Source organism: Streptomyces sp. NPDC059989 (assembly GCF_042736975.1).
Lineage (GTDB): Bacteria > Actinomycetota > Actinomycetes > Streptomycetales > Streptomycetaceae > Streptomyces.
Genome location: NZ_JBHWUO010000003.1, coordinates 26,092 through 52,027, shown reverse-complemented (window position 1 = coordinate 52,027; position 25,936 = coordinate 26,092). Strand labels below are relative to the sequence as shown.

Below are 25,936 nucleotides of genomic sequence, written 5' to 3'. Positions count from 1 at the left end.
AGAGGAGGCGGCACTCATGGCTGACTTCGTCGGCGCAGTGGACCAGGGGACCACGAGCACCCGTTTCATGATCTTCGACCACGCCGGCAGCGAGGTGGCGCGGCACCAGCTGGAGCACTCCCAGATCCTCCCGCGCTCGGGGTGGGTCGAACACGACCCGGTGGAGATCTGGGAACGCACGAACTCGGTGATCCAGAACGCCCTCCGGCACGGAAACCTCGACGCCTCCGACCTGGCGGCCGTCGGCATCACCAACCAGAGGGAGACCACCGTCGTCTGGGACCCCCGCACCGGGCGCCCGTACTACAACGCCATCGTCTGGCAGGACACCCGTACCGACTCCATCGCTGCCGCACTGGAGCGCGGCGGCCAGGGCGACGTCATCCGCCGCAAGGCGGGGCTGCCACCGGCCACCTACTTCTCCGGCGGCAAGATCCAATGGATCCTGGAGAACGTCGACGGCGTGCGGGAGGCCGCCGAACAGGGCCACGCCCTCTTCGGCAACACCGACTGCTGGGTGCTGTGGAACCTCACCGGAGGCCCCGACGGCGGCATCCACGCCACCGACGTCACCAACGCCAGCCGCACCATGCTCATGGACCTGGAGACCCTCGACTGGGACGACGAACTGCTCGGCTTCTTCGGCGTACCCCGGGCCATGCTGCCCACCATCAACCCGTCCTCCCACCCGGAGGCGTACGGACGGACCCGCACCTCCCGGCCGCTGCGCGAGGCCATTCCCATCACCGGTGTCCTCGGCGACCAGCAGGCGGCCACCGTCGGGCAGGTCTGCTACGCGCCCGGCGAGGCGAAGAACACGTACGGAACCGGCAACTTCCTGGTGCTCAACACCGGGACGGAACTGGTCCGCTCGCAGCACGGCCTCCTGACCACCGTGGCGTACCAGTTCGGCGACAGCCCCGCGATCTACGCACTCGAAGGCTCCATCGCGGTCACCGGCTCCGCCGTGCAATGGCTGCGCGACCAGCTGAAGATCATCGGCGACGCCGCCGAGAGCGAGCGCTTGGCGAGCACCGTCGAGGACAGCGGAGGAATCTACTTCGTCCCCGCCTTCTCCGGCCTGTTCGCCCCGTACTGGCGATCCGACGCCCGCGGCGCGATCGTCGGCCTGGCGCGCTACCACGACAACGGCCACCTCGCGCGGGCCACCCTGGAGGCCATCTGCTACCAGTCCCGCGACGTGGTGGAAGCCATGGAGCAGGACTCCGGCGTCCACCTCGACGTGCTCAAGGTCGACGGCGGAGTCACGGCCAACGACCTCTGCATGCAGACCCAGGCCGACGTCCTCGGCGTCCCGGTCAGCCGTCCCGTCGTCGCCGAGACGACCGCGCTCGGCGCCGCCTACGCGGCCGGGCTCGCCACCGGCTTCTGGCGGGACACGGACGAACTGCGCACCCACTGGCAGGAGTCCAAGCGCTGGACCCCCGAGTGGTCGGAGGAACGGCGCACGGAAGGGTACGACGGCTGGAAGCGGGCGGTGGAGCGCACGCTCGACTGGGCCAAGGTCGAATAGGTTCCGGCGGTCCGGCCGCGCAAGTGCCCGCAGCACTGAGGAGGAGACCATGGTCGATCCGGTCGCACTCTCACCGCGGGCCCGCACACAGGCCCTCGCCGACATGGGACAGGGCGAACTCGACGTCCTGGTCGTCGGAGGCGGCGTCGTCGGCAGCGGCGCCGCCCTGGACGCCGCCACCCGGGGCCTGAGCGTCGGGCTCGTCGAAGCCCGCGACTGGGCCTCGGGCACGTCCAGCCGCTCCAGCAAACTCATCCACGGCGGCCTGCGCTACCTGGAGATGCTCGACTTCCGCCTCGTCTCCGAAGCACTCAAGGAACGGGGCCTCCTGCTCCGGTTCCTCGCCCCCCACCTGGTACGTCCGGTGCCGTTCCTCTACCCCCTGCAACACCGCGTCACGGAGCGCCCGTACGTCGGCAGCGGCGTGCTGCTGTACGACGCGATGGCCAGGGCCTCCGGCACCTCCGGAGGCCTGCCCCACCACCGGCACCTGAGCAGGAGCCGGGCCCTGCGCGAGGCGCCGGCGCTGCGCTCCGACGCCCTGGTGGGCGCCGTCCAGTACTGGGACGCCCAGGTCGACGACGCCCGGCACACCATGTTCCTCGCCCGCACGGCCGCCTCGTACGGGGCACTGGCCGCCAACCGGGCCCGCGTCAGCCGGTTCCTGCGGCAGGGCGAGCGGGTGGTCGGCGCCGTCGTCACGGACCTGGAGAGCGGCGACGAGACGGAGGTGCGCGCCAAGCAGGTCATCAACGCGACCGGGGTGTGGACGGACGACACCCAGGCCATGGCCGGCACCCGCGGCCAGTTCCACGTCCGCGCCTCCAAGGGCGTCCACCTGCTCGTCCCCCGTGACCGCATCAACTCCCGCACCGGACTGATCCTGCGCACCGAGAAGAGCGTGCTGTTCGTCATCCCCTGGGGCCGGCACTGGATCATCGGGACCACCGACACCGACTGGACACTCGACAAAGCCCACCCCGCCCTCAGCTCCAAGGACGTCACCTACCTGCTGGAACACGTCAACAGCGTCCTGACCACCCCCCTGGTCCCCGAAGACGTCGAGGGCGTCTACGCCGGCCTGCGCCCCCTGCTGTCCGGCGAGGCGGCGGAGACCAGCAAACTGTCCCGAGAGCACCTGGTCGCCCATCCGGTACCCGGACTCGTCGTGGTGGCGGGCGGCAAGTACACCACCTACCGGGTGATGGCCAAGGACGCGGTCGACGAGGCCGCCCGCGCCCTGGACGAGAAGGTCCCCGACTGCGTCACGCACCGTGTCCCGCTGCTGGGCGCCGACGGCTACCCGGCGCTGTGGAACTCGCGGCACCGGCTCGCCGAGCGCTCCGGGCTCCATGTCGCCCGCATCGAGCACCTCCTGAACCGCTACGGCTCCCTGGCGCCCGAACTGCTCGCCCTGGTGGCGGCCGACCCCGCGCTCGGCGAGGCACTGCCGAGCTCCGACGACTACCTGAGGGTCGAGGCCGTGTACGCGGTGACCCACGAGGGAGCCCGCCACCTGGAGGACGTCCTCGCCCGGCGCACCCGGATCTCCATCGAATCCTGGGACCGCGGGGTGGACGCGGCGCCGACCGTGGCCCAGCTGATGGCGCCCCACCTGGGATGGGACCGGGCGCACCAGGACCGCGAGGTCGACCACTACCTCAAGCGCGTGGCCGCCGAGCGCGAGGCCCAGCAGCAGCCGGACGACCGGACCGCCGACGCGGTGCGGCTCGGCGCCCCCGACATCATCCCGGTGACCTGAACGGCCGCACGCGGGGGCTCCGCCACGGCGGACGCGCCCTCGCCGGTCAGGCGTGCTCGTCCGATGGCTGCTGGGCAGGCTGGACCGACCAGCTTGGCGGCTCGTCGTTGCCTGAGTCCTCGTCGCGCTCCGCGTCGGCGGCTGTCGCATGGATCTTGCCCGACGCGTGGTGGACCGGCGCGTATACGGCGTAGAGCTGCAGGGTCTCGTCACCGATGTTGGTGACGTTGTGCCAAGTGCCGGCGGGCACGAAGATCGCCCAGCCATCCTCGACCTCCCGGTCGAAGTCGAGTCGATCCTTCGTGCGGCCCATCTGGACGCGGCCCCGGCCTGCGTCGAGTCGTAGGAACTGATCGGTCTCCGGGTGCGCCTCCAAGCCGATGTCCTCACCCACCGGGATCGACATGAGGGTCAACTGAAGGTACTTCCCGGACCAGGCGACCGCGCGATAGTTCGTGTTCTCGAGCGTCGCCTTCTCAAGGTCGAAGCTTTGAGGTTCCGGCCCGCTGTCCTTGATGGTCATACTTCTCTCCGGTCAACGTAGCCAGAGCCTGGGCCGTTGTACGACGACGCACCCAGCCCTCCAGCACAGCCCGCCGGGCATCGGCTGCCGACAATGGCGGAATCTTCGGACTGGGACGACTCCTGCCGACCTAACGCCAAACCTCCGACTCAGGTCACTGGTAGGGCTTGATCGCGAGGAGTTCGGGGCTGGTGAGGGCGCGCAGGTCGTGGGGGAAGCGTTCGGTGCGGGCGCCGAAGTAGCAGGCCACGTAGTCGCCGCCGTCGTGCAGTTCGGCGTCGGGTGCGAGGCGTGCGGCTGCTTGTGTGGCGGGCTCGTGGGGCTGGTGGGGGCCGATGCCCATGTAGCGCTCGCGGGAGCCGGCCAGGGGTGTGAAGGTCACGCCCCTGGGTCCATCAGGTGTGCAGGCGGCTGTTGGGGCCGTCCTGATCGCCGGCGCTCTCGTCGTTGAACCAGTAGTCCCCGGCGGCCAGGTACCGGAAGGAATGCGTGCTCTCGCTCGGCAGCTCGACCGTGACGGCCCGCTTCCCGTCTTTGCGCGGCCGCAGGGTGTGGGCACCGGGCTGCCAGTCGTTGAAGTCGCCCACCACGCTGACCGGGCCGGGTGGGGTGTCGGCGGGAAGGATGAAGGTGACCTCGGTGCGGTCCTTGCGCAGCGTGCGCTCCAGCATGAGACGGGCTCCTGACGACAGGGGGCGGGAAGGGGTCGCGCCCATCCTCGGCATTGAACGGATGGCCCGCCTCCCGACGCCGCCACATCGGGGACGGGCGTCACCCGTGTGCCTCGCTTCGTCATGGAAACGATGCAGACCGTAGCGAGCGTGTCGCCCACGCACGCAGAGCCCAGCCGGTTCGCCTCCCCCCGGCCGGGCTCTGAGAACGGCCGGGCGTCGTCTGGACTGCGGCCATGGCTTCTGGGACTGTAAGGGGGACAACCAGCCTGGTCTGGTGGGAGACCCCACACCGCCCCTACGGCCATACCAATGGCCAAGGCCCGGTACGGGTGGTCTCGCTCGGCTGCGCGCGGCCCTACGCCACGCGCTCAGCGGCCCTCTTTCCCGCATCGGCGGGCGACCGTGACGGGCTCGACCCCTGAACGGGGGCGAACCATGAACGACGGCATCCGCGTCACCACGAGCCACGATCCACATGGCACGGTCATCACGGTGGCCGGCGAACTGGACATGGACACCTGCCCGACCCTGCGCCAGGCCACCGCCGCCGCGGCAGCCAATGGCGCCCCCTTGCACCTGGACCTCGTCGGCGTGCCGTTCATGGACGTCTTCGCACTGCACCTGCTGCTCGACCTCCCGCAGAACTTCCAGCAGCGGCAGGCACCGTTGACCATCAGCGGATTCCAGCGGCAGCCCACACGGCTCCTCACCCTCACCTCCAGCGAGCACCTGCAGCTCCGCTGCGCCCCGCCACGCAACGTCATCTTCCCGCCGGTCTTCGTGGAGCCTAGCGGGGCTCGGATCGGTGCTTGAACGGGTTGAGCCCCCTGCGGTGCTCGCCCTCCGGGTTGGGCTCTCGCGCGGTCGTCGTCTGTGGGCGGGAGATGCCGCGCTGGTCTACGACGTCTTCGCGGTCGTTGCCGACCACGGCCGTATCGCGGCGCGCCGTGCGTTTGGGGTAGGCGTCGTGGCCGTGGCGAGAGGTGCGGCGGGCACCGGCCAGGAGGAGGCTCAGTCCGAGCATGGCCACGGCCCCGACGATGATGCCGTAGAGGAAGAGTGAGCCGGTGGAGCCGGTGACGTGGTAGTCGAATACCGAGAATGCACCGGTCAGCTCGTGGGCGCTGCCGTCGTTGGTGACGACGCCGGTCACGCCGACGACCAGCGCGGCGATCAAGAGGATGAGTCCGAGGATGACGAGCATGGCGCGCTCCATGGGTACGCTCGCTGTCTCTCCACGGTAGGACTGGGCTGTCCGGGAAGCCACCGTCACGGGGCGGACCTGGTCTGGGTGCAGGAGCTGATCATCGTCGGCGCGACCGTCGACGGCTTGCTGTATCTGGTCTCCGCAGGCGTACTGCTCCTCATCGCCGACGTGCTCTACCTCGCCGTGAGATCGGCGCTACGGCGCCGTCGCCCGGCCCACTGACCCGCCCACCACCGTGTCCGCGTGCCAGGGCACCAGTCGCCCGGCCTTCTCAGCGGACGTGGCGGCGTCCCGAGCGACGTCCGTGCATGCCCAGGTACACCAGGGCCGCCACGAAGACCACGATGCCGATGAACAGCAGATAGAGCATGCCTTCGGCGACAGCACCGATGATGCCCAGCACCATCGCCACGATGACCAGGATCAAGAAGACCTTCACGACGCCGACACCTCCTTGGGCGAGTAAGGGCTCAGCGGCGGGCGAGCTGCCGCTCGCCGCCCGCACCGGGCCGGTAGGTGAGGCCGTAGTGCTGGAAGACGGCTTCCTCCTCCTCGGCCGGCAGGACGTCGTCCGTGCCGATCGAAGGGCTCTTCTTCACCAGCGCCTTGTCGTAGCCGACCTTGACGTACCCCGGCCCGACGATCGCGCCGTCCAGCGGAACGAAGACCAGCCGGTGCCGGGTGGGCAGCCCCACCAGCACGGTGGCCATGGCCGGCTCGTCCGTGCTGGTGTCCACGTAGACGGCCTCCAGCGTGCCGATCCTGTGCCCGCCCAAGTCGACCACCTCGTGGGTACGCCACTCGCGAATGTCCGCTGCCTGGATCATCCTCGGGTCCCTTCGCGCGATCACAGCCCGGCCTGTGCACTTCCTAGCCTGCCCCCGCCTGACCGAGGGAACCAGCGCGGCACACCCAACGACCCCCCGCCGGTCATACCGGTTCTGTGAGTGAGGGGCCGACAAGCGAAGTGCAGTGGCCACCAGGTCGCGTCGAGGCGGTCGGGACTGCGGAGAGCGGCGTTGAGCGGCCGGCTGTCGGGCGTGGCGTCTACAAGAAGATCGAACTCACCATCGAGACCCAAACCGACGAGCCGAAGCCGGCGCCTGGCCGTACGGCTAGACCCGCGCACTCCTGGCGTGGCGCCGCCGCGCCACGTAGCGGAGCAGGGCCCAGATCGCCGCGGCGTTGACCAGGGCGCTGACCAGGACCGCGGCGTAGAAGCCGAATTCGGTCCCGATGTCGAGCTTGGAGTCGACGGACGTGTCCGGTGCCCAGTCCGCAGGGAGCGGGTCCGACTCCGAGGGGTAGTCCGTGGGCAGCTTCGTGGGCGGATGAGAGCCGTACTGGGGATGGGGATCCATGGGCGGGGCCGAGTCCAGGGCGTCCGCCGCGGGTCCGAAGGACGTCAGCAGCAAGACGCTGACAGGCGCCGTGGCCAGGATCGGCCAGACTCCGAAGAACCCGATGTCGCCCGTCCGGCTGCCGACCGCGACGTAGACCAGCATCGCGACCACCAGTGCCAGGTATGCACCGGGCACCCACATCTCAGGCTTCGACCAGCGCCGCACCATGACGTTCCCCGTTCCGTTCCGCTTCGTTCGACCTGCACCCAGTCTCGAAGCTGCCGAGGACCGCCACCTGAGTACGCCTACTCATCCTGCTCGGCCCTGAGTACCTGGTCAGAGCCGTGCACGGCAAGAACGCCGGGGACACCGCGCAACGTATCCCCCATGTCCGGCACACGGCGCCGGAGGATTCCTGCGGGGCGCCGGCCCGAAGGGGTGTCGGCGAAAGCACTGGCGGCCGGTACGACGACAGCCGCACAAATGACGGGATGGCCCGCCTTCCGGCGCCGCCACATCGGGGACGGGCGTCACCCGTGTGCCTCGCTTCGCAGTCGACGTGATGCAGACCGCCACCGTGCGTGTGAGCGTGACCCGAGAGGAGTCCCTACCCACGCATCAAGAGGAGTCGCTGTCATGGGCGGTACGCAGGACAAGGGTCAGGAGCCGGACAAGGGCCGCGAGGCACAGGGTCACCAGCGCCCCGGAGACCCCGCGCACCCCCGGCCGGGCAAGCAGTCCCGCGAACGGGTGCAGAAGCAGGGCCAGAAGGAGACCTCGCGCCGCCGCGAGGACGACCTGCTGCGCGAAGAGGACCTGCACGACGAGTCGCTTTGAGACGCGCAGCCGCACCACCCGGCGAGTCCGAGGCCGTTGGCGGTATGCCGGACGCCGAGGCTCCAGGTCAGGCTGCCGGGTCGGTGGGGCCGCCGGCTGCGGGGTCCGGTGCGGTCGCGACGAGGAGTTGAGCGGCCTGGGTGATGTTGTCCGCGCGGACGGCGCGGGCCATCGCTGCTCGGGCGGCAACGGCGGTGGTGTCCGGGGGAACCACCAGCAGCGTGAAGTGGTCGTTGTGGCCGCGGGTGATGAGGACGGTGTCGTCGCCGACCGGGTCGGAGTCGAGGTGCACGACCCGGTCGTCGACGACCAGACGGGTCGGGATGTCCTGCTGCCAGGCGGAGGCGTCCAGGCCGACCCGCGTGATGGGCCCGAGGTGCGCGGTCAGTGCCGTGATCAGGGCGGGCAGCTCGGTCGTGACGTTCCTGGAGCGCGGCCACCAGGCGCCGTCGAGAAGCCCTTGGCGCGACTGTGTGGTCTCCAGCCGGAGCAGGGCGGTGCCGGGCTTGACCGATTCGTGGATCGCGTCCGGAAGGAGCTTCAGAGGGGCGGGGGTGTCGGATGCGGCCATGGTGGTTCGCCTGTCTCGCGGTGCGGCGGCACCCCGTCCGGCGGCCGGCGGCGGCGTCGGGAAGGCTGATGATCGGGGGTGCCCCCGTCGTTTCACGGTACTCCGCCCGCCCCCGCGGTGAGGCGGGACCCCGGCTGCTCCGGTCTCCCTTCGGCGCCGGAAAATACCTGGTCAGAAGGGGCTTCCCGGACCGCGGACCGGAGTACGGTGGAGACACCGGGAGTATTTCGCACACCCGCTCCCACGCGGACGTCGTTTCCGGCGATCACTGCGCCGGGTCGTTGTCGAACGGCCCGGGGACGGGTCCGCGACATGAACACGACCCTTGACCGCGTAGCCGCAGGCACTCGCACAGCAGCACGCCCGGCGCGCCTGTCACTCACGCTGAACAGCAGGCTCGCAGGTCAGCTGGACGGTGCCTGGTGGCCGTACTCCCGTGACCTCGAAGCCGAGCTCCCGGCTCTCGCCGCCGCTCTGGACGAGCCCTGGGGGCGCATCACCCGCGTCAGCGTGAACCCCGGCCGCTGGCCGGTCATCCCGCACACCGTCCCCGTGGACGGGCGCACGGTGCACGTGGACGGGCGCACGGTGCACGTGGGCTGGTTCACCGAACAGGACCCCGACAAGCTGATCCTGCTCTCCTACACCGTCGGCCGCTGGGACCTCCTCGTCATCCCGCCCGAGACCGAGCCCGCAGCCGCGGCCCGGCTGATGGCCGCCGCCACGGTCCCGGGCAGCGTCCTCACCGCAGGCGTCCTGATGGCCAACGAAGCCGTCATCGGACGCGGCGTCCGCGACGCCCGTCGCCGGGAAGCCACCTGGGAGGACGAGGGCGGGGCCTGCATGTCCCCCTTCGGCAACGCGATCGACCGACGGAACCTCCCGCTGCCGGGGAACGGGTGGAGGTGAGCAGCGACCCCGCTGCCGCGACCTCCCGGTCAGCCGGACGGCACCAGTCGTCGAGCCCACCGCACGGATGCCGACCGGTGAGGAAGAGGTCTTCCTTCTGACCGGGATCAGCGGGTGGGCGCCCCGCGCCCACCCGCCGCATTCGAGAGGAAGCGGTCATGGCCACACTGCGCGAACGCAAGACCTACCGCGAGCAGGTGCTCCGGGTCCTGTACGAAGCCGTCGAAGGAAACCGCCTCCTCGGCATCACCGGAGCGCAGCTGCGGCGCGACCTCCACGTGCCGGAACAGGATCTGGCCGCCGCCTGCACCTACCTGGCGGGCGAAGGGCTCATCACCGTCGACTGGGAGCCGGGCAACACCCCCGCGATGGTCACCCTCACCCACGCGGGAATCCGGCGCATGGAGGCCGAGGAGGAAGAGCACGGCTGACGCGCCGGGCCATGGTCCGGCTCCGCGGGCGTGCCCTGGGCTGAGCCCGTTGTCAGTGGCGTCGTGCAGAGTGGCGGAGGACGACACCGCCCCGGATCCGCGCGGGCGGGCGAGACCTCCGGGGAGGGTGGCATGCCGCAGATTCCGAAGGGGCGGCGCGTGGGACAGGCCGCCGTGAACGCGCTGCGCGCCCTGCTCGAGGAGCACGACCACATCGTTCAAGAGATATCCGGGCAGAACGACTTCGGCGAGGACCTCTACGTCACCTTCGCCGACACCGGGCGCGTGACGAGCGACGTCATCAAGGTCCAGGTCAAGGGCGGGGACCGGTGGCGCCGCGCCAACGGCTACGGGGTGCCCGTCGACCACCACGGCGACACCTGGGCGAACGGGAACATCCCCGTCTACTGCGTGGTGTACGACGCGGACACCCGGAGGCTGCACTGGGCGAACGCGACCCAACAGCTCCGCAGGTCCGGCCCCTTGAATCCGCCGAGCCACATCGGCGTCAGCCCCAGCGCGGTCCTGGACGACACGACCATGGTGTCCTTCGTCGCCCAGGCCCGCCGCTACGTCGGCCGCTACCGGGGCCGGCAGGCCGTCCTCACCCACCTCGGCGAGATGTCCGGAGTCGACTTCGATCCCGCCGATCACGTCCTGCACTTCGTCAACGGCTACGACGAGGACCTCATCTTCTGGAAGCGCCCGGGGGACGCGCTCGCGACGCTGCTGCTCAGCGCCCACGGCTGGGAACCGGCCCTCGTCAGCCCGGAGTCACTGCTCCGCTCCGAGCTTCCGGAACCGGAGGAACCCGGCCCGCCGGGCCGGTGGGACGACGACCTCGACCTGCCGACCGCCGAGGACCTGGAGCTGAGCCGGTCCGAGATCATGTGGGTCCTCGCGTGCTTCATCTCCACCCGGCAGGCCGACGAAGGGCCTGAAGGCCTCGTCGAGCCCGCCGCGTGCGAGGGGTGTCCGAGCTGCACGGGCGAGGAGCCCGTGGAGCACGCCAACATCGCGGCGGACGTGCTCCACGACTACGTGATCGCCCGCATCCTCGACCGGATCGAGGCCGAGCCCGACCTGCTGCACCGCTCGATCCGGGCCATGCGCGAGGACGACGGGCTCGCACCCGAGATCCTCGCCGAGCTCGGCCCCCTCGAAGCCGAACCGCGCATCGTCCGCCAGGTGACCAGGCTGAGCCGGGCGACGGTGACGTCGGCGGACGACATCGAGCCGGAGGCATTTCGGCTGGCCCTCCACTACCTCGTCCGCCACATCTACATCTCCGGTCCCTCGCTCCCCCAGCAGGTCCGCATCGTCTGGCGCATCCCCGAGCCCTGATGAGCCCAACTGAACAGGCGCATCCGGCATGACGCGTATCCAATGGCAGGAAGCGGCCTTCGGCCTCAGTCCTTACCGGGAGTGCCATGAATCCGCCGTCCGAGCCGCTCGACGAGGAGCCCGAGGTGCCCGCAGGGCCCGGCGGGCCCGCGGCACGCCGGCGCGGTGCGTCGCGCGCCCGGGGGATCGCGAGGAGCACGGTCTCGGCGGTGCTCATCACGCTCGCGTGCATCCTCGTGCCGGTCTCCCTGCTCACGGTCTGGGTCCACGACATCGTGCTGGACACCGGCCGGTACGTGTCCACGGTCTCCCCGCTCGCCTCGAACCCGGCGATCGAGGAGGCCGCCGTCCACCGCATCACGCACGCGGCGGGCGTACGGGTCGACGGCGCCCAGGTCACCTCGGACCTGGCGAAGTGGCTGGAGTCCCAGGGGCTGCCGCCGCGCGTCGGAACGGCCGTCAAGGCGCTGGGTCCGCAGCTGGATTCGGCCGCCGACGCGGCCGTCTCCAAGGTGGCGACCCGGTTCGTCGAGAGCGACAGGTTCGAGAAGGTGTGGACCACCGCCAACCGCGCCGCCCACTCCGCGGTGGTGCGTGCGCTGACCGGTGAGGGCCGCGGCCCGGTCGAGGTCGAGGGGGGCACCGTCACCCTCGACATCGGCGCCGCCGTGGAGAACGTCAAACAGGACCTCGTGAAGGCCGGCCTGTCCCCCGCCGAGAAGATCCCCGAGGTCGACAAGCAGATGGTGCTCTTCCAGTCCGACGAACTGGAGAAGATCAGGAGGGCGGTCCACCTCCTCGACGTCCTCGGCAACTGGTTGCCGGTGTTCACCGTCGTCCTCGGGGCGGCCGGGGTGCTGCTCGCCAGGCGCCGCCGGCGGGCCCTGGTGACCACCATGCTGTGCGCGGCCGCCGCCTGTCTGATCGTCGCGATCGCCCTGGTCCTCGTACGCCGCGCCTACCTCGACCACCTTCCGACGCAGGTCCAGTCCCCGGCGGCGGCCGCGGCGGTCTTCGACACGCTGGTGCGGTTCCTGCGGGTCAGCCTCCGGACCGCGCTGGTCCTCGGGGTCGTCGTGGCCATCGGCGCCTATCTGTCCGGTGCGGGCCGGCTGCCACGTGGCCTGCGCGGCAGGGCGGAGAGCGCGGCCGACTCCGCAGCGGGCTGGGGAGCGGCCCACGGAGTGCGCACCGGGCGGGTCGGCACCTGGGTGGAGGACCACCGGCGCCCGCTCACCATCGGCGTGCTGTTGGTCCTCGCGCTCGTGTTCGCGCTGTGGAACCACCCGACGGTGCTCGCGGTCCTGCTGCTGGTCCTCATCCTGCTCGCGGTACTCGCCGTCCTCGCCCTGCTGGCGGCCACTGGCCGCACCTCCGACCAGGCCGGGCAGCCAGGGCAGGCAGGGCAAGCCGGACAGCCCGGGCAGCGTTAGCCGCCCGACGTCACGGCGCCGAAGGCTCGACGGCCGGCGTACCCAGCAGGCGCGCCGGGAGCGACTCGTGCGCCACCACGTAGCCGACGGCGATGGCGAGGGTGACGACGATGAAGAACATGATGAGCCAGGACAGCAGGACGAAGACCGAGCCGAGACTGCCGAACTGCTCCATGCTGCGCGCGACGGCGTGCGGCATGTAGATCCTCGACCCCACGGACAGCAGCTGCTCCCCGACCCCGGCCAGCACGGCACCGGGCAGCAGCGGCAGCCACGGGATCCGGGATCCGAGCAGCAAGTGCTGCGTCCACCACCACAGCAGCGTGCCGCTGACCACCGCGACGGCGAAACCGGCGACCCGGCCGGCGCCGAAGGCGTTCTGCACCGGCCCCTGGAACAACACCGCTACCAGCCAGACGACGAGCCAGGCCAGCCACCGCCACGCGGCGACCCGGGCCTTGGCCTTGGGAAGGTGCCAGGAGCGCTCGCACGTCTTCTGCAGGGCGCGGCTGCAGGCGGTGGCCGACAGCAGCGTCACCACGAGTCCCACCCCGCTGGTGCTCGCGATGACCGTGTCGTCGGTGGCGGAGTACACCGCCCGCACCTGGTCCAGCGCGGTGTCATGGAGCCCCAGCGTCGTACGGATGGACGCGACCAACTGCTCCTGGAGCCAGTCGGGTGCGAGCGCGGCGAAGACGAAGACGGCCGGCAGCACACCGAGGAAGGCCTGGGCGGCCAGCCTGGTCGCGCAGTCCAGGACCCTGACGGCCGCGAGCTGTTCGAGGAGCCGTGTCAGCAGCGGGGTGTGCCTGCGCATCCAGCGGGGCACGGCGAGCCTGCGCCGCCTGGCCTCCGGTTCGGGCGCGGGCACGGGCACGGTGGACTCCTCAGGGGCAGGGCGGTTCCCGGTGCATCGGTCACCACCCTTCCACCATCGATGACGAAAAGGCCCATATCCGGCATTTCGCCGCCCGGTCCCGTCACTCCCGTGATTGCATCACTCCCGGAGGCCGCGTCCCTCGGGACCGGTACCGGGACGTGAGGGAGGCTGAATGTTCCACCGGCCGACGCGCGCGATGCGCCGGGACCTGTCCCAGCTCCTCTGCGCCGTCGCCGGGCTGGTGCTGGGACTGCTGTTCCCCCTGCTCGCGGCGGGACCGCAGGTGGACGCCGGACGCGTGTCGACCCTGCTGTTCACCATCGGGTTCGGCGTCGTCAGCCTGGTGAGCATCATCTACTCGATGCTGTTCCTGGTCGTGCAGTTCTCCGCCAGCACCTTCACCCCGCGCCTCGGCCTCTTCCGCGACGACCCGATCGTCTGGCGCGCCTTCGCCTTCACCGTCGGGGTCTTCGTCTTCTGCATCGTCGCGGGGCTGCGCACCGGCGCCCACCGGCAGGTCTCGGCCTTCGTCGCCGTCGCGGCCATGGTGCTCACGCTGATCGCCCTCGCCCTGATGAGGACGCTGCAGATGAGGGCGTTCAGCTCGATCCAGCTCGGACACTCGCTGACCGCGATCGCGACCCGTGCGCACCGGCTGTTCGATGCCCTGTACGTGCGCCCGTACGATCCGGGCCGGGTCGTACGGGCGCACCCCGCGGCCTCGGGCGCCGGCAACGCCCGTACCACCGCCGTTCGCTGGTCCGGGCCGGCGACCGTGCTGCAGCAGTTCGACGTGCCCGCGCTGGTCCGGGTCGCGAAGGAGCACGACTGCTCGATCGCCTTCCGCGCCGCCCCCGGCCGGTCCGTGTCGCGGGGGATGGAGCTGGCCGGGGTGACGGGCGGTGAACTGCCCGAACGGGTGCTGCGCGAGGCCGTGGTCACCGGGGTCGAGCGCACCTTCGACCAGGATCCCGAGCTGCCGTTCAGGCTCCTCGTCGACATCGCACTGCGCGCCCTCTCGCCCGCCGTCAACGATCCGGCGACGGCGGTGGAGAGCCTGGACCGCCTGGAGGACCTGCTGGCCCGCCTCGCCGACCGGGAGCTGGACATCGGCAACTTCCCGGACGAGGAAGGCCGGTTGCGGGTGACGGTCCCCGTCCCCGACTGGGAGCAGTACGTCAGGACCGCCGTCGACGAGCTCGTCTTCGCCGCCGCGGGCTCCCCGATGGCACTGCGCAGGATGCGGGACCTGCTCGGCCGGCTCCAGGAACGGGCCCCCGAGGACCGGTGTGCGGTCCTGCGGGAGCGGCTCGAATGGGTCGAGCGGACGGGGAGCGGCGCCTTCCCGCTCATCTGGGCGTCCCGCGAGGGCGGTTAGGGAAGTCTCAGACCAGCAGCTTGGCTTTGGCCCGGTCGAATTCCTCCTGCGTGATATCGCCTTTGTCCTTGAGCGCGGAGAGTTTGCTCAACTCGTCCACCGAAGCGCTACTGCCCCCGGATGCGGCCGCCTTCTGGACGTACGCGCGGAAGGCCTCCTCGCTCTCCTTGACCTGCTTCGCGTCCCGTTCGCCCATGCTGCGTCCACGGGCGATGAGGTAGACGAGAACGCCCAGGTAGGGCAGCACCAGGACGAATACGAGCCATCCCGCCTTACCCCAGCCGCTGAGGCTGTGGTCACGGAAGATGTCCGTGACGACCTTGAAGAGCAGGAAGAACCACATGACCCACAGGAACAGCCACAGCATCGTCCAGAAGAGGTTGAGAAGCGGATAGTCATCCATGCTCGACTCCGTTCACACACGCGGTCATTCCTTCATACCGGCGGCACCGGTGGTTCGCATGCGGAGCGGAGCGGAACGGAGGAACGGCGCGGCCTTCCACGCATTCACGCACCGAAAGCGGAGATGCGGGCCGCCGCGCCGGATGCTGCAATGGCTGTGGAGCTCCGCCCGCCCCTGGATGCGCGGGAATCGCCCCGTCGCGTGCGAGGAGTGAAGCCATGGAAGCCGTGGAACGCGCCGCGGCCCGGCAGCGCCGACGCGTCCTGGTGGGCTGCGTACTGCGCTCGTTGACCTCTGCCGCCCTGCTCACCGCGCTGTTCTACGTGGCGCCCCTGGACGGCGGGTTCAGCGCGCTCACCGTCGTGACGCTCCTGCTCGGCCTCGCGCTCTTCGGCTTGCTGATCGCCTGGCAGGTCACCGCCATCACCCGTGCGCCGTATCCGCGGCTGCGCGCCATCGAGGCGATGGCCACCGCCGTACCGCTGTTCCTGCTGATGTTCTCCGCGACGTACGTCCTGCTCTCCCAGGAGGTGCCGGCCTCGTTCACCGAGCCGCTGAGCCGGACGGATGCCGTCTACTTCGCGGTCACGGTCTTCGCGACCGTGGGATTCGGGGACGTCGCGCCCACCAGCGAGGCCGCCCGGGTGCTGACCACCGTGCAGATGGTCGCCGACCTGATCGTGGTGGGCGTGATCGCCAAGGTCCTCTTCGGCGCGGTCAGGATCGGCATACGCAGGCGGGGGCCGGGGTCCCTCGCCCCGGAGGACGCCGGCCCGCCGGACGAGCCCGGAGGCACGCCATGAAGGAACCGCCCGTCAGCGGGACGCAGCCGCAGGAGGCGGACGTCCTGCGGCACACGCTCCGCAGCGCGGGATACCTCAAGCTGCTCGGCTTCTGCGCCCTCATCGGCATCCCGGTGTCCCTCGCCGCCTTCTGGTTCCTCGTCGCGCTGCACGAACTGGAGCACGCCCTGTGGGCGGACCTCCCGCACGCGTGGGGCTGGGACGCCCCGCCCTGGTGGTGGCCGCTTCCCCTGCTGCTGGTCGCCGGAACCGTGGTCGGCCTGGTCGTCGCGCACCTGCGCGGCGCCGGCGGTCACGTCCCCGCGTCCGGCCTGCACACGGGTGGCGCCTCCCCGGCCGCGCTGCCCGGGGTCCTGCTCGCGGCGGTGGCCGGTCTGCCGTTCGGCGCGGTGCTGGGCCCGGAGGCCCCGCTGATCGCCCTGGGCGGCGGACTGGCCCTGCTGTTCCGGGACCTGGCGCAGGCACCGGCGACCCCGCAGAGCACCGCGCTCGTGGGCGCGGCCGGAGCCGCGGCGGCCATCTCCGCCATCTTCGGCAATCCGCTGGTCGCCGCGGTGCTGCTGATCGAGGTGGCGGGCGTGGGCGGGCCGCAGCTGTTCGCGGTCATGCTGCCCGCCCTGCTGTCCAGCGGGGTCGGCTCCCTCGTGTTCACGGGCCTCGGACGCTGGACCGGACTGGCGACGGGGGACCTGTCGCTGAAGCTGTCCGTCCCCTTCCCCCGCCTGGACGCGGCCGATGTCCTCTGGTCGGTGGCCATCGCCGTGGCCCTCGCCGTCGCGCTGCACCCCGTACTGGCCGCGGCCCGGGCGGTCGCCTCGTACGTCACGGCCCGGCCGTTCGTACGGACCCTCCTGTGCGCCCTGGGCGCCGCGGTCTGCGCCGCCCTCTACGCGCTGGTCACCGGCCGCACGCCCGACGAGGTCGCCTTGTCCGGACAGGCGACGCTGGCCGCGCTGGCCGCCGACCCGCACGCCTGGGGGGTCGGTGCGCTGCTCGCCGTCCTGCTGTTCAAGGGCGCCGCCTACGCGCTGTGCCTCGGCAGCCTGCGCGGCGGCCCGGTGTTCCCCGCGCTCTTCCTCGGCGCCGTGGCGGGCGTCCTGCTCGCGCCGCTGCCTGGCCTGGGCATCGTGCCCGCGATGGCGGCGGGCATGGCGGCGGCCACCGCCGGCACGCTGCGGCTGCCGGTGAGCAGCGTGGTGCTGGTGATCCTGCTGCTCGGCAGCGCCGCGATGATGCCGGTGGTGATCCTGGCGGCCGTGGTGGCCTTCATCGTCACCGAGCTGCTGCCCGTGGGACAGGCGCCGCCCACGGAACCCGCCGAGCACTAGCGACGGCCGATCACCGGTGAGGACCCCGCCCGGGGAACCGGACGGGGTCCCCCGCACGGCCTGTCAGCACTGCAGCCCGGCGGAAGCGGCCGTCGAGGTCTCGTCCAGCTTCTGGATCTGCGGCTGCAGCTTGGTGAGCGCGTCCTTGCCTGTCGTGTCGCCGGGGAGGTCCTCGTAGCCCTTCTTGAGGTCCTCGGCGGCCGCCTGCACCGCGGCCCGCTCCGCGTCCTTCAGCTTGCTCAGGTTCTCCTTGACCCCGTCCCAGTCCTTCTGGACCGCGTCGTAGGCGTCCTTGACCTGGTCCTTGGTCGCGGTGGCGGGGTTCAAGGCCTTCAGCTTGGCGTTGTCGGCCTTGAGGGAGCCCAGATCGGTGCAGAGGTCGGCGGCGGCCTTGGTGGCCTCCTCCGAGGGCGAACTGTCGTCGGAGCACGCGGCGAGACCGAAGACCGCGCTGACGCAGAGCACACCGATCACCGGGAAACGCTTCATGGGAGACCTTCCTCAAGGAGACAATCCGGGCGTACCGGATCTTCGGTTACAGACGCCAAAATATGCAGACCTCTGCACATCTCGCATCCGCACCGTCACGGTCCGTCTACGATCTCGGCAGCGCGGGCCGATGGAGCCCGCGGGGGCGTGGGCGAACGGGGTGGGCTGTGGGCGGGCGCGGTTGGCGCGGATGGTTCCGGCGGCATCGTGCGGATGAACTGGCGGTGATCGACGCCGACATCACGGCGTTCGGCGAAGAGCTCGCGCGCCACGCCCTCGTCCCGACCGGGCAGGACTCCGACGCGCTGGTGTTCGCCGACTACGAGCGCGCCCTGGACGCCTACGAGCGGGCGAAGCGCGACTTCGTCGGCGATCGCGACCGCGAGGACGCCGAGGACGTGATGCGCGCCCTGGAGGAGGGCCGGCACGCCCTCGCCTGCGCGGAGGCGCGGGCCGCGGGACGGCCGCTGCCGGCGCGCCGCCCGCTGTGCTTCTTCGACCCGCGTCACGGCCCGTCGACCACCGAGGTCCGCTGGACGCCGCCCGAGGGAGCGCCGCGTCCCGTCGACGTGTGCGCGGCGGACGCGGTACGGCTCCGGGAAGGGCACGCGCCCCTCGCCACCGGCCGGACTCCGGCGGCGGTGGCCCGTCGCGCCGACCCGCGCCCCGCGCAGGGCGCGGCCCCCTTGCCGGGCAAGGGCGCGCACTGGCGGCCGTACCGGACATGGCCCCCGGGCACGCCGGCGGGCCGGCGCGCGGAGGGGTCCGGAAGCGGGGAGGTCGAGCTGGCGCGGCCGGACGCGGGGCGGCCGGTGCTCCTGGTGGTCCGGCTGGACGACGGCGGCGCCGCCGAGCTCCTCGACCACCCGGGGAAGCGGCACCTGCTCAGGCGCGGCAGCAGTGCGCGGCGGACGGTCGTCCCGCTCCCCCCGAACGGCGCCGGGACGGTCCGGGTCAGGGTCGAGGCGCGCGGGACGTGGCGCATGTGGCTGCAGGTGATCGACGACCACGTGCCGGTGCTGGAGTCGAAGCTGAGCTCCAGGGGCCCGTACGTCTTCCGCTACCTGGGCGGACCGGCCACGATCCGGGTCGGCCAGCGCAACGGCGGGACGTTCTGGCTGGAAGAGCTGACGGACGGCTTCGATCCGGGGCAGCGCCTGGTCGCCGGGAAGGGCACCTGCGACGGCGAGGGGCGGCTGAACGGGCCGGCCCTCATCCATGTGCGGTCCGGCGCGGACTGGCAGGTGACGCTCAAGGGCGGGGCCGCGTCCGGGGATTGACCGGGGCGGGCGACTTCCGTTCCGGATCCCGGCGGCGCAGGATCGGCTGGCGATCTCTCGCACGACGACCGACCCGCAGTCCTCACCACAGGAGAAGCACATGGACCCCTTCCTCACCGCCCTCAGCGGGCTCGCCTGGACGGTCGTCTACGTCGAGGCGATCCGGATCGGGTTCCGCCAGAAGACGTACGCGATGCCGATGGCCGCGCTGGGCCTCAACTTCGCCTGGGAGTCGATCTACGCGGTGGACAGCCTGTCGGCCGGGGTGTCGCTGCAGGGGGTGGTCAACCTCGTCTGGGCCCTGGCCGACATCGCGATCGTGTACACGTTCTTCGCCTTCGGCCGCGCCGAGTTCCCGCGCTTCGTGACCCGGACGATGTTCGCCGCCTGGGGCGTCCTGCTCTTCGCGGCCTCGTACGCCGTGCAGTTCCTCTTCATGGCCGAGTTCGGCGAGAACTCCGCCCGCTACTCGGCCTTCCTGCAGAACCTGCTGATGTCGGGCCTGTTCATCGCGATGCTCGTCGCGCGGCGCGGCCTGCGCGGGCAGAGCCCCACGATCGCCGTCGCGAAATGGCTCGGCACGCTGGCCCCCACGATCCTGATCGGCGTGCTCGACGACGCGCCGTTCATCCTGGGCCTCGGGATCCTGTGCTGCGTGTTCGACCTCGTCTACATCGGCCTCGTGCTCTGGGCGAAGCGCGACCCGGGCGCCCTCCAGGCCGAAGCGGGCCCGGGTCGGTGACCCGGGCCCGCTCGCGGTGTCCCTACGGTGATCAGGTGCCGGGGACGACCTCGATGAGGGCGCCGCGGCGGTCCAGGCCGAGGACGTGCTCCAGGTCCCGCTCCAGCGTCTCGGGGTCCTCGTGGGCGAGGACCACGCGGCCGTACGAGGTGATCAGGTCGACCGTCTTCTCGATGCGGTCCCCCGGCGCCTGCCCACAGGTGTCGAAGAGGTAGCTGTCGAGCTCCCCGCAGGACTCCCGGACCCGGTTCGCCGCGACCACTCCCCCCACCGGGGCGGACAGGAAGCATTCGACGACGCCCCGCCGCAGGGTGGGCCGCACCCGGGTCCGGCGCTCGAACTCCTCGGGCGCCACGCGCGAGGCGAGGGTCAGGTCGATCACGGAGTGCGAGGAGGACTCCTCGACCAGCCTCGGGCCCAGGCCGCCGTGCATGCGGGCGCCCGTCTCGATGAGGACCGGGCCGTCCTCGGTGAGGATGAGCTCGCTGTGGGCGGGGCCGTTCTCGATGCCCAGCGCCGCGAGCACCTGCTCGACGTAGGCCACGATCTCGGGGTGGTCGCCGACGTCCACCGACGACATCGCGCGGTAGACGGGGTTCCCGTCGACCGTCTCCTTCGTGTAGCGGAACATGTTGACGACGAAGGCCGAGCCGTCCAGGGACACCGAGTCGACGACGAACTCCGGCCCCACGAGCCGCTCCTGGACCAAGACCTCGGTGATGAGCTCACCGGCGAGGTCGTCCCGGCCGAACAGCTTCTCGCAGGCGGCCCGCACCTCGTCCGGGGACGAGCAGAAGAACACGCCGTCGGTGGCGAAGGACTTCACCGGCTTGACGACGTACTCGGCCGGCCCGCTCCCGGCACACCACGCCACCGCGGACTCGGTGTCCTTCGCCAGGTGGTGCGGGATGTACGGGACGCCCGCGTCGCGCAGCCGGCCCTGCATCAGGAACTTGTCGCGCCGGGCCTCGGACGAGCCCGTGTTCGGGCGCATCCCCCAGTGGACGGCCAGCAGGTCGTACGCCTCCACGCCCGGCTCGGACCCGCAGATGAGGTGGTCCGGCCGGCCGCCGCACAGGGCCTCGACCGCCCGGGCCGTCGTGAGGACGTCCGAGTAGCGCAGCTCCGCGACGAAGTCCTCGGCCGGGTACGACGCGACGAGCGCGGCCGGGAGCGTCTCCGAGGTCAGTACGGCGACGGAGTCCAGGCCGTACAGCTCCTTCGCGCGGCGGGCGAGGGCCGAACCGCTGGAGTAAGGGTCCACCACCACGAGGAATCCGCGATCGGCGTCAGGCATTCTCCAGCACCTTCTCTTCGCTCTCCTCGCGGGGCGCGGGCTCGTCGCTCCGGACCATGGTCATCGCGAGCGACCCGACGAGGGCGCAGGCCGCCGAGACCCACAGGGCCGTCTGCCACCGACCGCCGTCGAGCAGGTCACCGTAGACGGCGGCCGCGACCGCTCCGCCCAGGTAGAACGAGGACTGCCGCATGCCGATCGAGACCATCTGGCGCGCCGGCGCGAAGCCCGACATGGCGACGGTGTCCAGGAGCGGCATCAGGCAGTAGTTGAACAGCAGGCGCAGCAGGTACAGCACGATGAAGACGGCCAGCGGCACGGCCAGCGACTGGAGCAGCAGGCCGAGAACGGCCAGGACCCCGAAGAAGGCGGCGCTCGGGCGCAGCTTGAACCGCTTGACCAGGACGGGCGCGAAGATGGCGCCGAAGATGCTGACGATCTTGTCGGTGCCCAGGATGAGCGAGATGTCGCTCACCGGGATGTCGTAGATCTGCGCGAAGAGGACGTTGGCGAACCGGAAGAACAGCGCGATGGACGCGCCGAGGAAGCCGGCTGCCAGGAAGAGCGCGACGAAGTTGCGCTTCTCCAGCGGCGCCTGGCTCTCCTCCTGCGCGGCCGCCGCGGCCTTCTTGGCGACGGTCCCCGCCGACGGGAGGCGCAGGACGAGCATCACGCAGGCCGCCAGGAAGGACAGCAGCAGGAAGAAGCGGTACTTCTCCAGGTCGCTCGTGTCCAGCATGCCGCTGACCGCGGACACCAGGGCCGAGCCGATGACGCCGGCGCCCAGGTAGGAGATGAAGAACGCGCTGAACAGGCGGGTGCGGGAGGCCTGCGGGACCTGCGAGCCTGCAATCGCGTTGCCCACGGAGAGCAGGCCGAGCATGCCGGCGAGGATCAGGCTCAGGACGACGGAGGCCGAGGCGACCGAGGCCACGAACGGCAGACCGGCGAACGGCACGGTGTAGAGCACCGAGGCCCCGATGAGCAGCGTCCGCTGCGACATGAACCGGCCGAGGAAGAGGAGCGGGATGACCGCGACCGCCATGGCTCCGGTGGCGATGGCGTAGATCACGCCCGCGTCGCCCTCGCTGATGCCGCGCTCGGCGAGGTAGAAGTTGAACACCACGTCGAAGATGGTGTTGGCGAGCCCCATGAAGAAGGACGCGGCCAGGTAGAAGTAGATGGGCCGCGGGACCGAAGACAGTTTGCTAAACAAGGGGAGCACGTCCCTGGGTCGGTTCAAGTACGTGTCCTGAGTGGCGCTCGATCAGCGCCGCGCCGTGGCTCCACGGGCCGTAGCCGTCCGCGGTGGCCAGGTGCCCGCCGCCGGGGACGATCTCGACGGTGCTTCCCCAGGTCTCCGCGAGCGCCAGACCCCGTTCGAGCGACAGGTAGGGGTCGTTGTCGGAGAGCACGAGGTGCGTCTTCAACGGCAGCCCGACGGTGGGCAGCGGCGCCTGCGGGCTGATGGCCGGCAGCGTGTCGGCCGCGTCGACATCGGCGGGGGCGACCAGGAGGGCCCCGACGACCCGGCTGTCCCGGTGCGTCGCCGCCCACTGCGCGACGGTCACCGCTCCGCAGCTGTGGCCGATGAGGAAGACCTCACCGTCGATGCCGCGCACGGTCTCGTCGAGCCTGGCGACCCAGCGGTCGCGGTCGACGGTCTCCCAGTCGTCCTGGATGACGCGGGAGAACCCCGCGTAGGTGTTCTCCAGGTGCGTCTGCCAGTGGTCCGGGCCGGAACCGGTATACCCCGGTACGGTCAGATAGTGCATGGAATTACCTTTCGAGCCCGAGGTCCTGGAGGGGAACGCTGAGGCCGAAATGGAGCCCGAGCAGTTCTTGGAGCTGTGCGCCGTCGTCGACGGGGGTGGTGGTGCTGGTGCCGGCCGCGACGACGATGAGGTTGCCGTCCCGGACGCTGATCCGGCCGTCGGGGGTGGGGATGCTCGCCACCTTGTGCCGGTTCAGCAGGCTGTTGGGCGACGCCGTCGTGTAGAAGTGCGCCATGTCCACATCGGCCGCCTCGACCGGGGCGTCGACGAAGCGGTAGATGTCCTGCCACTCGGCGGCGCCGACGGCGTGCTCGTGGATCGACACCGTCCAGACCAGGGCGCCGGGGGCCGGGTCGAGGCCGACCCGGGTGGAGAGGGCGGGGTGGATCAGCTGCTCGCCGTCCGCCAGCCGGATCGGTCCTCTGGGGCCCCGGGCCCCGTAGCCGATGTCGAAGAGCCAGCGCTCGCCGTCGAGCGTCACGACGAAGATCTGGTGGGTCGCCGGGCCCTTGGGGCTGACGCTGCCGCCCAGCCGGAGCTCGTAGTCGAATCCGCACTCGTCGAGCAGCCACTGCATCATCCGCCCCGTCTCGAAGCAGATGCCGCCGCGGCGGCGGTCCACGATCGTCTCGTGGAGCACCTCCTCGCTGAGGCCCCGCTCGGCGTTGCCGTGCATGCTGAAGTTCTCGAACGGGACGTTGTACAGGTGGGCATGGTGGATGTGCCGAAGACAGTCGAGGGTCGGCTCCAGGGGGGCGCGGAGTCCGATCCGGTCGGCGTAGTCGGCGATGAGCTGGTTCACAGGGGTCTTTCCGGTCTGGTCGTGGTCGTGGTCGTGGGGGACGGTCGCCGACGTCAGACGTTGAGCACGAGCCGCTTGCCGATCGACTTGCTCACGCACGGGAGCATGTAGCTGGATTCGGCCTTCTCCTGGTCGGTGAGCACCTCGTCGCGGTGGTCGATCCGGCCGGTGTGGACCTCGACCTCGCAGGTCCCGCAGATGCCCTGGCGGCACGAGGACGGGACGCCCACGCCGTTCCGGTTGAGCGCGTCGAGCAGCGGCTGGTGCTGGGCGGCCTCGAAGGTGATGCCGGTCTTGACGCATTCCACTTCGACGGAGGCGGGCATGTCGCCCGCGGTTCCCGCCGACGAGCCGTCGGTGATCAGCTGCCTTGGGCCCGGAGCGCGCTCGACGGCGTCGCGCACCGCCGCGACCATCCCGGCCGGCCCGCACACGCCGACGGTGCTGCCGACGGGGATGCCGGCGACGACGCCGTCCCAGTCCGGGCGGCCCTGGGCGCCGGTGTCGAAGGTGACGACACTGCCGTTCTGCTCCCGCGCCAGCTCCCGGACGCGTTCGAGGAAGGGGAACTCCTCGGCGCCCCGGTCCACGTACACGAGCCGCCAGTCACGCAGCCGGCCGCCGGACAGGACCGCGAGGATCGGGTTGACGCCCACGCCGCCGGCCACGAAGTGGGTGAAGGCGGTGGCGTCCTCGGCGGTGAAGTTCCCGCCGGGAGCCGAGACCCTGACGGGTGCTCCGACGTGCAGCCGGGGCGAGAGGTGGTCGCGCCGGCCGCCCCGGTCGCGGTTGCGGACGGCCAGCTCGTAGCCCTCTTCGCCGGACGCCAGGATCGTGTAGGTCTTGTAGCGCGGTCCCACGCGCAGGGTGAGGTGCTGGCCGGGCACGGCGGCCGGCAGCGGCTCGCCGCCGGGCGCGCCGGTGAGCCAGTACTGGGTGACGCTCGGCGTCAGGGCGCGCGCGGCCCGGACGGTCGCGGGGCGAACGGTCTCGGTCCTCATGCCATCAACCCCGATTCCTGGAAGGCCTCGAGCGTGGCGGTGTGCTCCAGGGCCCCGGCCTCGACGAAGTACTGGAGGGTGGGCCCGGCGCCGCGGCGCACGTCGTCCACCACCTTGTCGCGCGTGTAGCAGTCGCTCATGATCTGTTCCACCTCGTGGCCTGCCAGACCGGCCGCGCTCAGCCCCAGGGCCGCGCTCGCGTAGTCCGGCTCCAGGAAGGCGAAGATCAGCCGCGGGATGTACGGGCCCGCCAGCTCGCGCTCCTTCTTCGTCATCGCGGGCCACAGGAACCGGAGCAGCGTCGAGAAGTAGGAGTGGTGCTTGGCCTCGTCGACGGCGTGGTCGGCCACCATCTCGCGGACGCCCTCGGGAAGCCGCTTGTCCTGGGGCAGTTCGTCGAGGATCGAGGAGATGAGCGTCTCGCTGACGATGGCGAACAGCAGCTCGTCCAGGCCGCGGATCTGGCTCGGCAGCTCCTCGTGGATGCGCGCGAGCTCGGAGGTGAAGGTCGGTGTGTCCGGGAGGGCCGGGGCGATCCGCGTACGGTCGCGGACCTCGCGCAGGATCTCGTACGTGAACTGCGCGTGCCAGGCCTCGTCGGTCACGATCTTGAAGGCGTCCAGCAGCATGTGCTCGGGCAGGTCCAGTCCGGACATGCCGCGGCTGATGTGCCCGGTGACCGGGATGACCGCGCTCTGCTCCAGGTCGATCGTGAACTTGAGGTACTCGTAGAGGCGGTGGACCAGGACGGTCTCACGGATGCGGGGCTCGGCCTGCTCCAGGATCGGGTGTGAGAGGGCGGGGACGAGTTCCGGGCTGAAAAAGAGTTCGCCATCGCCTTCCAGGACCCGCATCGGGCTGTTTCGGACGGTGGCGACGCGTTCCCAGGTACGGAAGCGGCTGCGGTAGTCGGCTTCTACGAAAGCCTGGTCGAGGCGATTCTGGTGCCGGCGGGCGAGAACGGTACGGTTCGCCGTTCTCGCGAATTGCAGTGCCATTCTTTTAGACCTTCATGTGTGTCGTTGGCTTGGAGGATGTCCATCGACACAACTGGCCGTCAAGCGGCAGAAGTTTGCCGCTGTACGGAGTTGTCCGGTTCGTCAGCATTGGGAAAACGTCGAATCGGACAAACCAAAAACGACCGGCAAATGATTGCCGGTCGCCTTCCGTAGAGAACGCGTAGCGGCAAA

At 70.8% G+C, this 25,936-nt stretch carries 31 protein-coding genes; 14 read left to right on the top strand and 17 right to left on the bottom strand.

The genetic code is table 11. The annotated features are described in order from the left end of the window. Positions 1-16 precede the first annotated feature (16 nt). Positions 17-1,534 carry a glycerol kinase GlpK gene (glpK, locus tag ACFWBN_RS03565; RefSeq protein ID WP_385169909.1) on the top strand — a complete coding sequence of 506 codons (1,518 nt, stop codon included), beginning with the start codon at positions 17-19 and terminating at the stop codon, positions 1,532-1,534. Between the two features lie 49 nt (positions 1,535-1,583). Beyond that, on the top strand, positions 1,584-3,296 hold the full coding sequence (locus ACFWBN_RS03560) for a glycerol-3-phosphate dehydrogenase/oxidase (protein WP_385169905.1): 1,713 nt from the start codon (positions 1,584-1,586) through the stop codon (positions 3,294-3,296). A gap of 46 nt (positions 3,297-3,342) precedes the next feature. On the opposite strand, the gene ACFWBN_RS03555 is transcribed toward ACFWBN_RS03560, so the two are convergent. The 3 genes from ACFWBN_RS03555 to ACFWBN_RS03545 all read right to left on the bottom strand — a co-directional run bounded on the left by ACFWBN_RS03555 (position 3,343) and on the right by ACFWBN_RS03545 (position 4,490). Beyond that, positions 3,343-3,819, bottom strand: coding sequence for a cupin domain-containing protein (locus ACFWBN_RS03555; protein WP_385169902.1), 477 nt, complete (start codon positions 3,817-3,819; stop codon positions 3,343-3,345). Positions 3,820-3,973: 154 nt separating this feature from the next. Next, a complete protein-coding gene (locus tag ACFWBN_RS03550) occupies positions 3,974-4,201 on the bottom strand; it encodes a hypothetical protein (RefSeq protein WP_385169899.1) in 228 nt (75 codons plus the stop codon). A 13-nt stretch (positions 4,202-4,214) separates the two neighbouring features. Next, complete coding sequence (locus tag ACFWBN_RS03545) at positions 4,215-4,490, bottom strand: isoamylase early set domain-containing protein (RefSeq protein ID WP_385169897.1); 276 nt, start codon at positions 4,488-4,490, stop codon at positions 4,215-4,217. Positions 4,491-4,928: 438 nt separating this feature from the next. Here ACFWBN_RS03545 and ACFWBN_RS03540 point away from each other — a divergent pair, with 438 nt between their 5' ends. Further along, entirely contained in the window at positions 4,929-5,306 is a 378-nt protein-coding gene (locus ACFWBN_RS03540; RefSeq protein WP_385169895.1) for an STAS domain-containing protein, read from the top strand. On the opposite strand, the gene ACFWBN_RS03535 is transcribed toward ACFWBN_RS03540, so the two are convergent. After that, positions 5,281-5,697: a hypothetical protein gene (locus ACFWBN_RS03535; RefSeq protein WP_385169892.1), complete on the bottom strand. Its 417-nt coding sequence runs from the start codon at positions 5,695-5,697 to the stop codon at positions 5,281-5,283. The two genes, ACFWBN_RS03540 and ACFWBN_RS03535, sit on opposite strands and share 26 nt — an antisense overlap. An 87-nt stretch (positions 5,698-5,784) precedes the next feature. Between ACFWBN_RS03535 and ACFWBN_RS03530 the strand changes: the two genes are divergently transcribed. After that, on the top strand, positions 5,785-5,922 hold the full coding sequence (locus tag ACFWBN_RS03530) for a hypothetical protein (protein WP_385169889.1): 138 nt from the start codon (positions 5,785-5,787) through the stop codon (positions 5,920-5,922). A gap of 49 nt (positions 5,923-5,971) precedes the next feature. On the opposite strand, the gene ACFWBN_RS03525 is transcribed toward ACFWBN_RS03530, so the two are convergent. The 3 genes from ACFWBN_RS03525 to ACFWBN_RS03515 all read right to left on the bottom strand — a co-directional run bounded on the left by ACFWBN_RS03525 (position 5,972) and on the right by ACFWBN_RS03515 (position 7,238). Beyond that, the gene (locus ACFWBN_RS03525; RefSeq protein ID WP_385169886.1) at positions 5,972-6,139 is read right to left on the bottom strand and encodes a hypothetical protein; all 168 of its coding nucleotides are present in this window, start codon (positions 6,137-6,139) and stop codon (positions 5,972-5,974) included. A 31-nt stretch (positions 6,140-6,170) separates the two neighbouring features. After that, positions 6,171-6,527 carry a PRC-barrel domain-containing protein gene (locus ACFWBN_RS03520; RefSeq protein ID WP_385169884.1) on the bottom strand — a complete coding sequence of 119 codons (357 nt, stop codon included), beginning with the start codon at positions 6,525-6,527 and terminating at the stop codon, positions 6,171-6,173. 288 nt (positions 6,528-6,815) lie between these two features. Further along, positions 6,816-7,238 carry an SCO4225 family membrane protein gene (locus ACFWBN_RS03515; protein ID WP_385169881.1) on the bottom strand — a complete coding sequence of 141 codons (423 nt, stop codon included), beginning with the start codon at positions 7,236-7,238 and terminating at the stop codon, positions 6,816-6,818. Positions 7,239-7,679: 441 nt separating this feature from the next. Between ACFWBN_RS03515 and ACFWBN_RS03510 the strand changes: the two genes are divergently transcribed. Beyond that, entirely contained in the window at positions 7,680-7,880 is a 201-nt protein-coding gene (locus ACFWBN_RS03510) for a hypothetical protein (protein WP_385169879.1), read from the top strand. A gap of 67 nt (positions 7,881-7,947) precedes the next feature. Here the strand turns inward: ACFWBN_RS03510 and ACFWBN_RS03505 are convergent, their stop codons facing one another. After that, positions 7,948-8,451 (bottom strand): DUF5994 family protein, encoded by a 504-nt coding sequence (locus ACFWBN_RS03505; RefSeq protein ID WP_385169876.1) that lies wholly within the window; start codon positions 8,449-8,451, stop codon positions 7,948-7,950. Between the two features lie 312 nt (positions 8,452-8,763). Between ACFWBN_RS03505 and ACFWBN_RS03500 the strand changes: the two genes are divergently transcribed. From ACFWBN_RS03500 to ACFWBN_RS03485, 4 genes are all read left to right on the top strand, one after another. After that, a complete protein-coding gene (locus ACFWBN_RS03500; RefSeq protein ID WP_385169874.1) occupies positions 8,764-9,360 on the top strand; it encodes a DUF5994 family protein in 597 nt (198 codons plus the stop codon). A gap of 158 nt (positions 9,361-9,518) precedes the next feature. Then, a complete protein-coding gene (locus tag ACFWBN_RS03495; protein ID WP_385169871.1) occupies positions 9,519-9,791 on the top strand; it encodes a hypothetical protein in 273 nt (90 codons plus the stop codon). Between the two features lie 132 nt (positions 9,792-9,923). Beyond that, the gene (locus ACFWBN_RS03490; RefSeq protein WP_385169869.1) at positions 9,924-11,135 is read left to right on the top strand and encodes a DUF4365 domain-containing protein; all 1,212 of its coding nucleotides are present in this window, start codon (positions 9,924-9,926) and stop codon (positions 11,133-11,135) included. 86 nt (positions 11,136-11,221) lie between these two features. After that, a complete protein-coding gene (locus ACFWBN_RS03485) occupies positions 11,222-12,568 on the top strand; it encodes a hypothetical protein (protein WP_385169866.1) in 1,347 nt (448 codons plus the stop codon). A gap of 10 nt (positions 12,569-12,578) precedes the next feature. Here the strand turns inward: ACFWBN_RS03485 and ACFWBN_RS03480 are convergent, their stop codons facing one another. Continuing rightward, complete coding sequence (locus ACFWBN_RS03480; RefSeq protein ID WP_385169863.1) at positions 12,579-13,445, bottom strand: YhjD/YihY/BrkB family envelope integrity protein; 867 nt, start codon at positions 13,443-13,445, stop codon at positions 12,579-12,581. A gap of 175 nt (positions 13,446-13,620) precedes the next feature. On the opposite strand from ACFWBN_RS03480, the gene ACFWBN_RS03475 reads away from it, so the two are divergent. Beyond that, a complete protein-coding gene (locus ACFWBN_RS03475; protein WP_385169861.1) occupies positions 13,621-14,826 on the top strand; it encodes a DUF2254 domain-containing protein in 1,206 nt (401 codons plus the stop codon). A gap of 7 nt (positions 14,827-14,833) precedes the next feature. On the opposite strand, the gene ACFWBN_RS03470 is transcribed toward ACFWBN_RS03475, so the two are convergent. Beyond that, positions 14,834-15,229 carry an SHOCT domain-containing protein gene (locus ACFWBN_RS03470; protein WP_385169858.1) on the bottom strand — a complete coding sequence of 132 codons (396 nt, stop codon included), beginning with the start codon at positions 15,227-15,229 and terminating at the stop codon, positions 14,834-14,836. Positions 15,230-15,447: 218 nt separating this feature from the next. Between ACFWBN_RS03470 and ACFWBN_RS03465 the strand changes: the two genes are divergently transcribed. Together ACFWBN_RS03465 and ACFWBN_RS03460 are read left to right on the top strand one after the other, a co-directional pair. Then, on the top strand, positions 15,448-16,032 hold the full coding sequence (locus tag ACFWBN_RS03465; RefSeq protein WP_385169855.1) for a potassium channel family protein: 585 nt from the start codon (positions 15,448-15,450) through the stop codon (positions 16,030-16,032). Continuing rightward, positions 16,029-17,360 carry a chloride channel protein gene (locus ACFWBN_RS03460; protein ID WP_385169852.1) on the top strand — a complete coding sequence of 444 codons (1,332 nt, stop codon included), beginning with the start codon at positions 16,029-16,031 and terminating at the stop codon, positions 17,358-17,360. The genes ACFWBN_RS03465 and ACFWBN_RS03460 overlap by 4 nt, the downstream gene beginning before the upstream one ends. A gap of 63 nt (positions 17,361-17,423) precedes the next feature. On the opposite strand, the gene ACFWBN_RS03455 is transcribed toward ACFWBN_RS03460, so the two are convergent. Further along, positions 17,424-17,849, bottom strand: coding sequence for a hypothetical protein (locus ACFWBN_RS03455; RefSeq protein WP_385169849.1), 426 nt, complete (start codon positions 17,847-17,849; stop codon positions 17,424-17,426). Between the two features lie 224 nt (positions 17,850-18,073). On the opposite strand from ACFWBN_RS03455, the gene ACFWBN_RS03450 reads away from it, so the two are divergent. Continuing rightward, complete coding sequence (locus ACFWBN_RS03450; RefSeq protein ID WP_385169847.1) at positions 18,074-19,129, top strand: hypothetical protein; 1,056 nt, start codon at positions 18,074-18,076, stop codon at positions 19,127-19,129. Positions 19,130-19,229: 100 nt separating this feature from the next. After that, entirely contained in the window at positions 19,230-19,871 is a 642-nt protein-coding gene (locus ACFWBN_RS03445) for a hypothetical protein (protein WP_385169844.1), read from the top strand. A 31-nt stretch (positions 19,872-19,902) separates the two neighbouring features. Here the strand turns inward: ACFWBN_RS03445 and ACFWBN_RS03440 are convergent, their stop codons facing one another. Genes ACFWBN_RS03440 through ACFWBN_RS03415 form a run of 6 tightly spaced genes read right to left on the bottom strand, consistent with a single transcriptional unit; the run spans position 19,903 to position 25,744 of the window. Then, on the bottom strand, positions 19,903-21,168 hold the full coding sequence (locus ACFWBN_RS03440; RefSeq protein WP_385169842.1) for an ATP-grasp domain-containing protein: 1,266 nt from the start codon (positions 21,166-21,168) through the stop codon (positions 19,903-19,905). Continuing rightward, positions 21,161-22,411 carry an MFS transporter gene (locus ACFWBN_RS03435; RefSeq protein WP_385169840.1) on the bottom strand — a complete coding sequence of 417 codons (1,251 nt, stop codon included), beginning with the start codon at positions 22,409-22,411 and terminating at the stop codon, positions 21,161-21,163. Before ACFWBN_RS03435 ends, ACFWBN_RS03440 begins: the two co-directional genes overlap by 8 nt. Next, entirely contained in the window at positions 22,377-22,943 is a 567-nt protein-coding gene (locus tag ACFWBN_RS03430; protein WP_385169837.1) for an RBBP9/YdeN family alpha/beta hydrolase, read from the bottom strand. Before ACFWBN_RS03430 ends, ACFWBN_RS03435 begins: the two co-directional genes overlap by 35 nt. A 4-nt stretch (positions 22,944-22,947) precedes the next feature. Continuing rightward, a complete protein-coding gene (locus ACFWBN_RS03425) occupies positions 22,948-23,745 on the bottom strand; it encodes an arylamine N-acetyltransferase (protein ID WP_385169834.1) in 798 nt (265 codons plus the stop codon). Positions 23,746-23,798: 53 nt separating this feature from the next. Beyond that, positions 23,799-24,746: a 2Fe-2S iron-sulfur cluster-binding protein gene (locus ACFWBN_RS03420; protein WP_385169831.1), complete on the bottom strand. Its 948-nt coding sequence runs from the start codon at positions 24,744-24,746 to the stop codon at positions 23,799-23,801. After that, positions 24,743-25,744 carry a diiron oxygenase gene (locus ACFWBN_RS03415; protein WP_385169828.1) on the bottom strand — a complete coding sequence of 334 codons (1,002 nt, stop codon included), beginning with the start codon at positions 25,742-25,744 and terminating at the stop codon, positions 24,743-24,745. The genes ACFWBN_RS03420 and ACFWBN_RS03415 overlap by 4 nt, the downstream gene beginning before the upstream one ends. Positions 25,745-25,936: the final 192 nt, after the last annotated feature.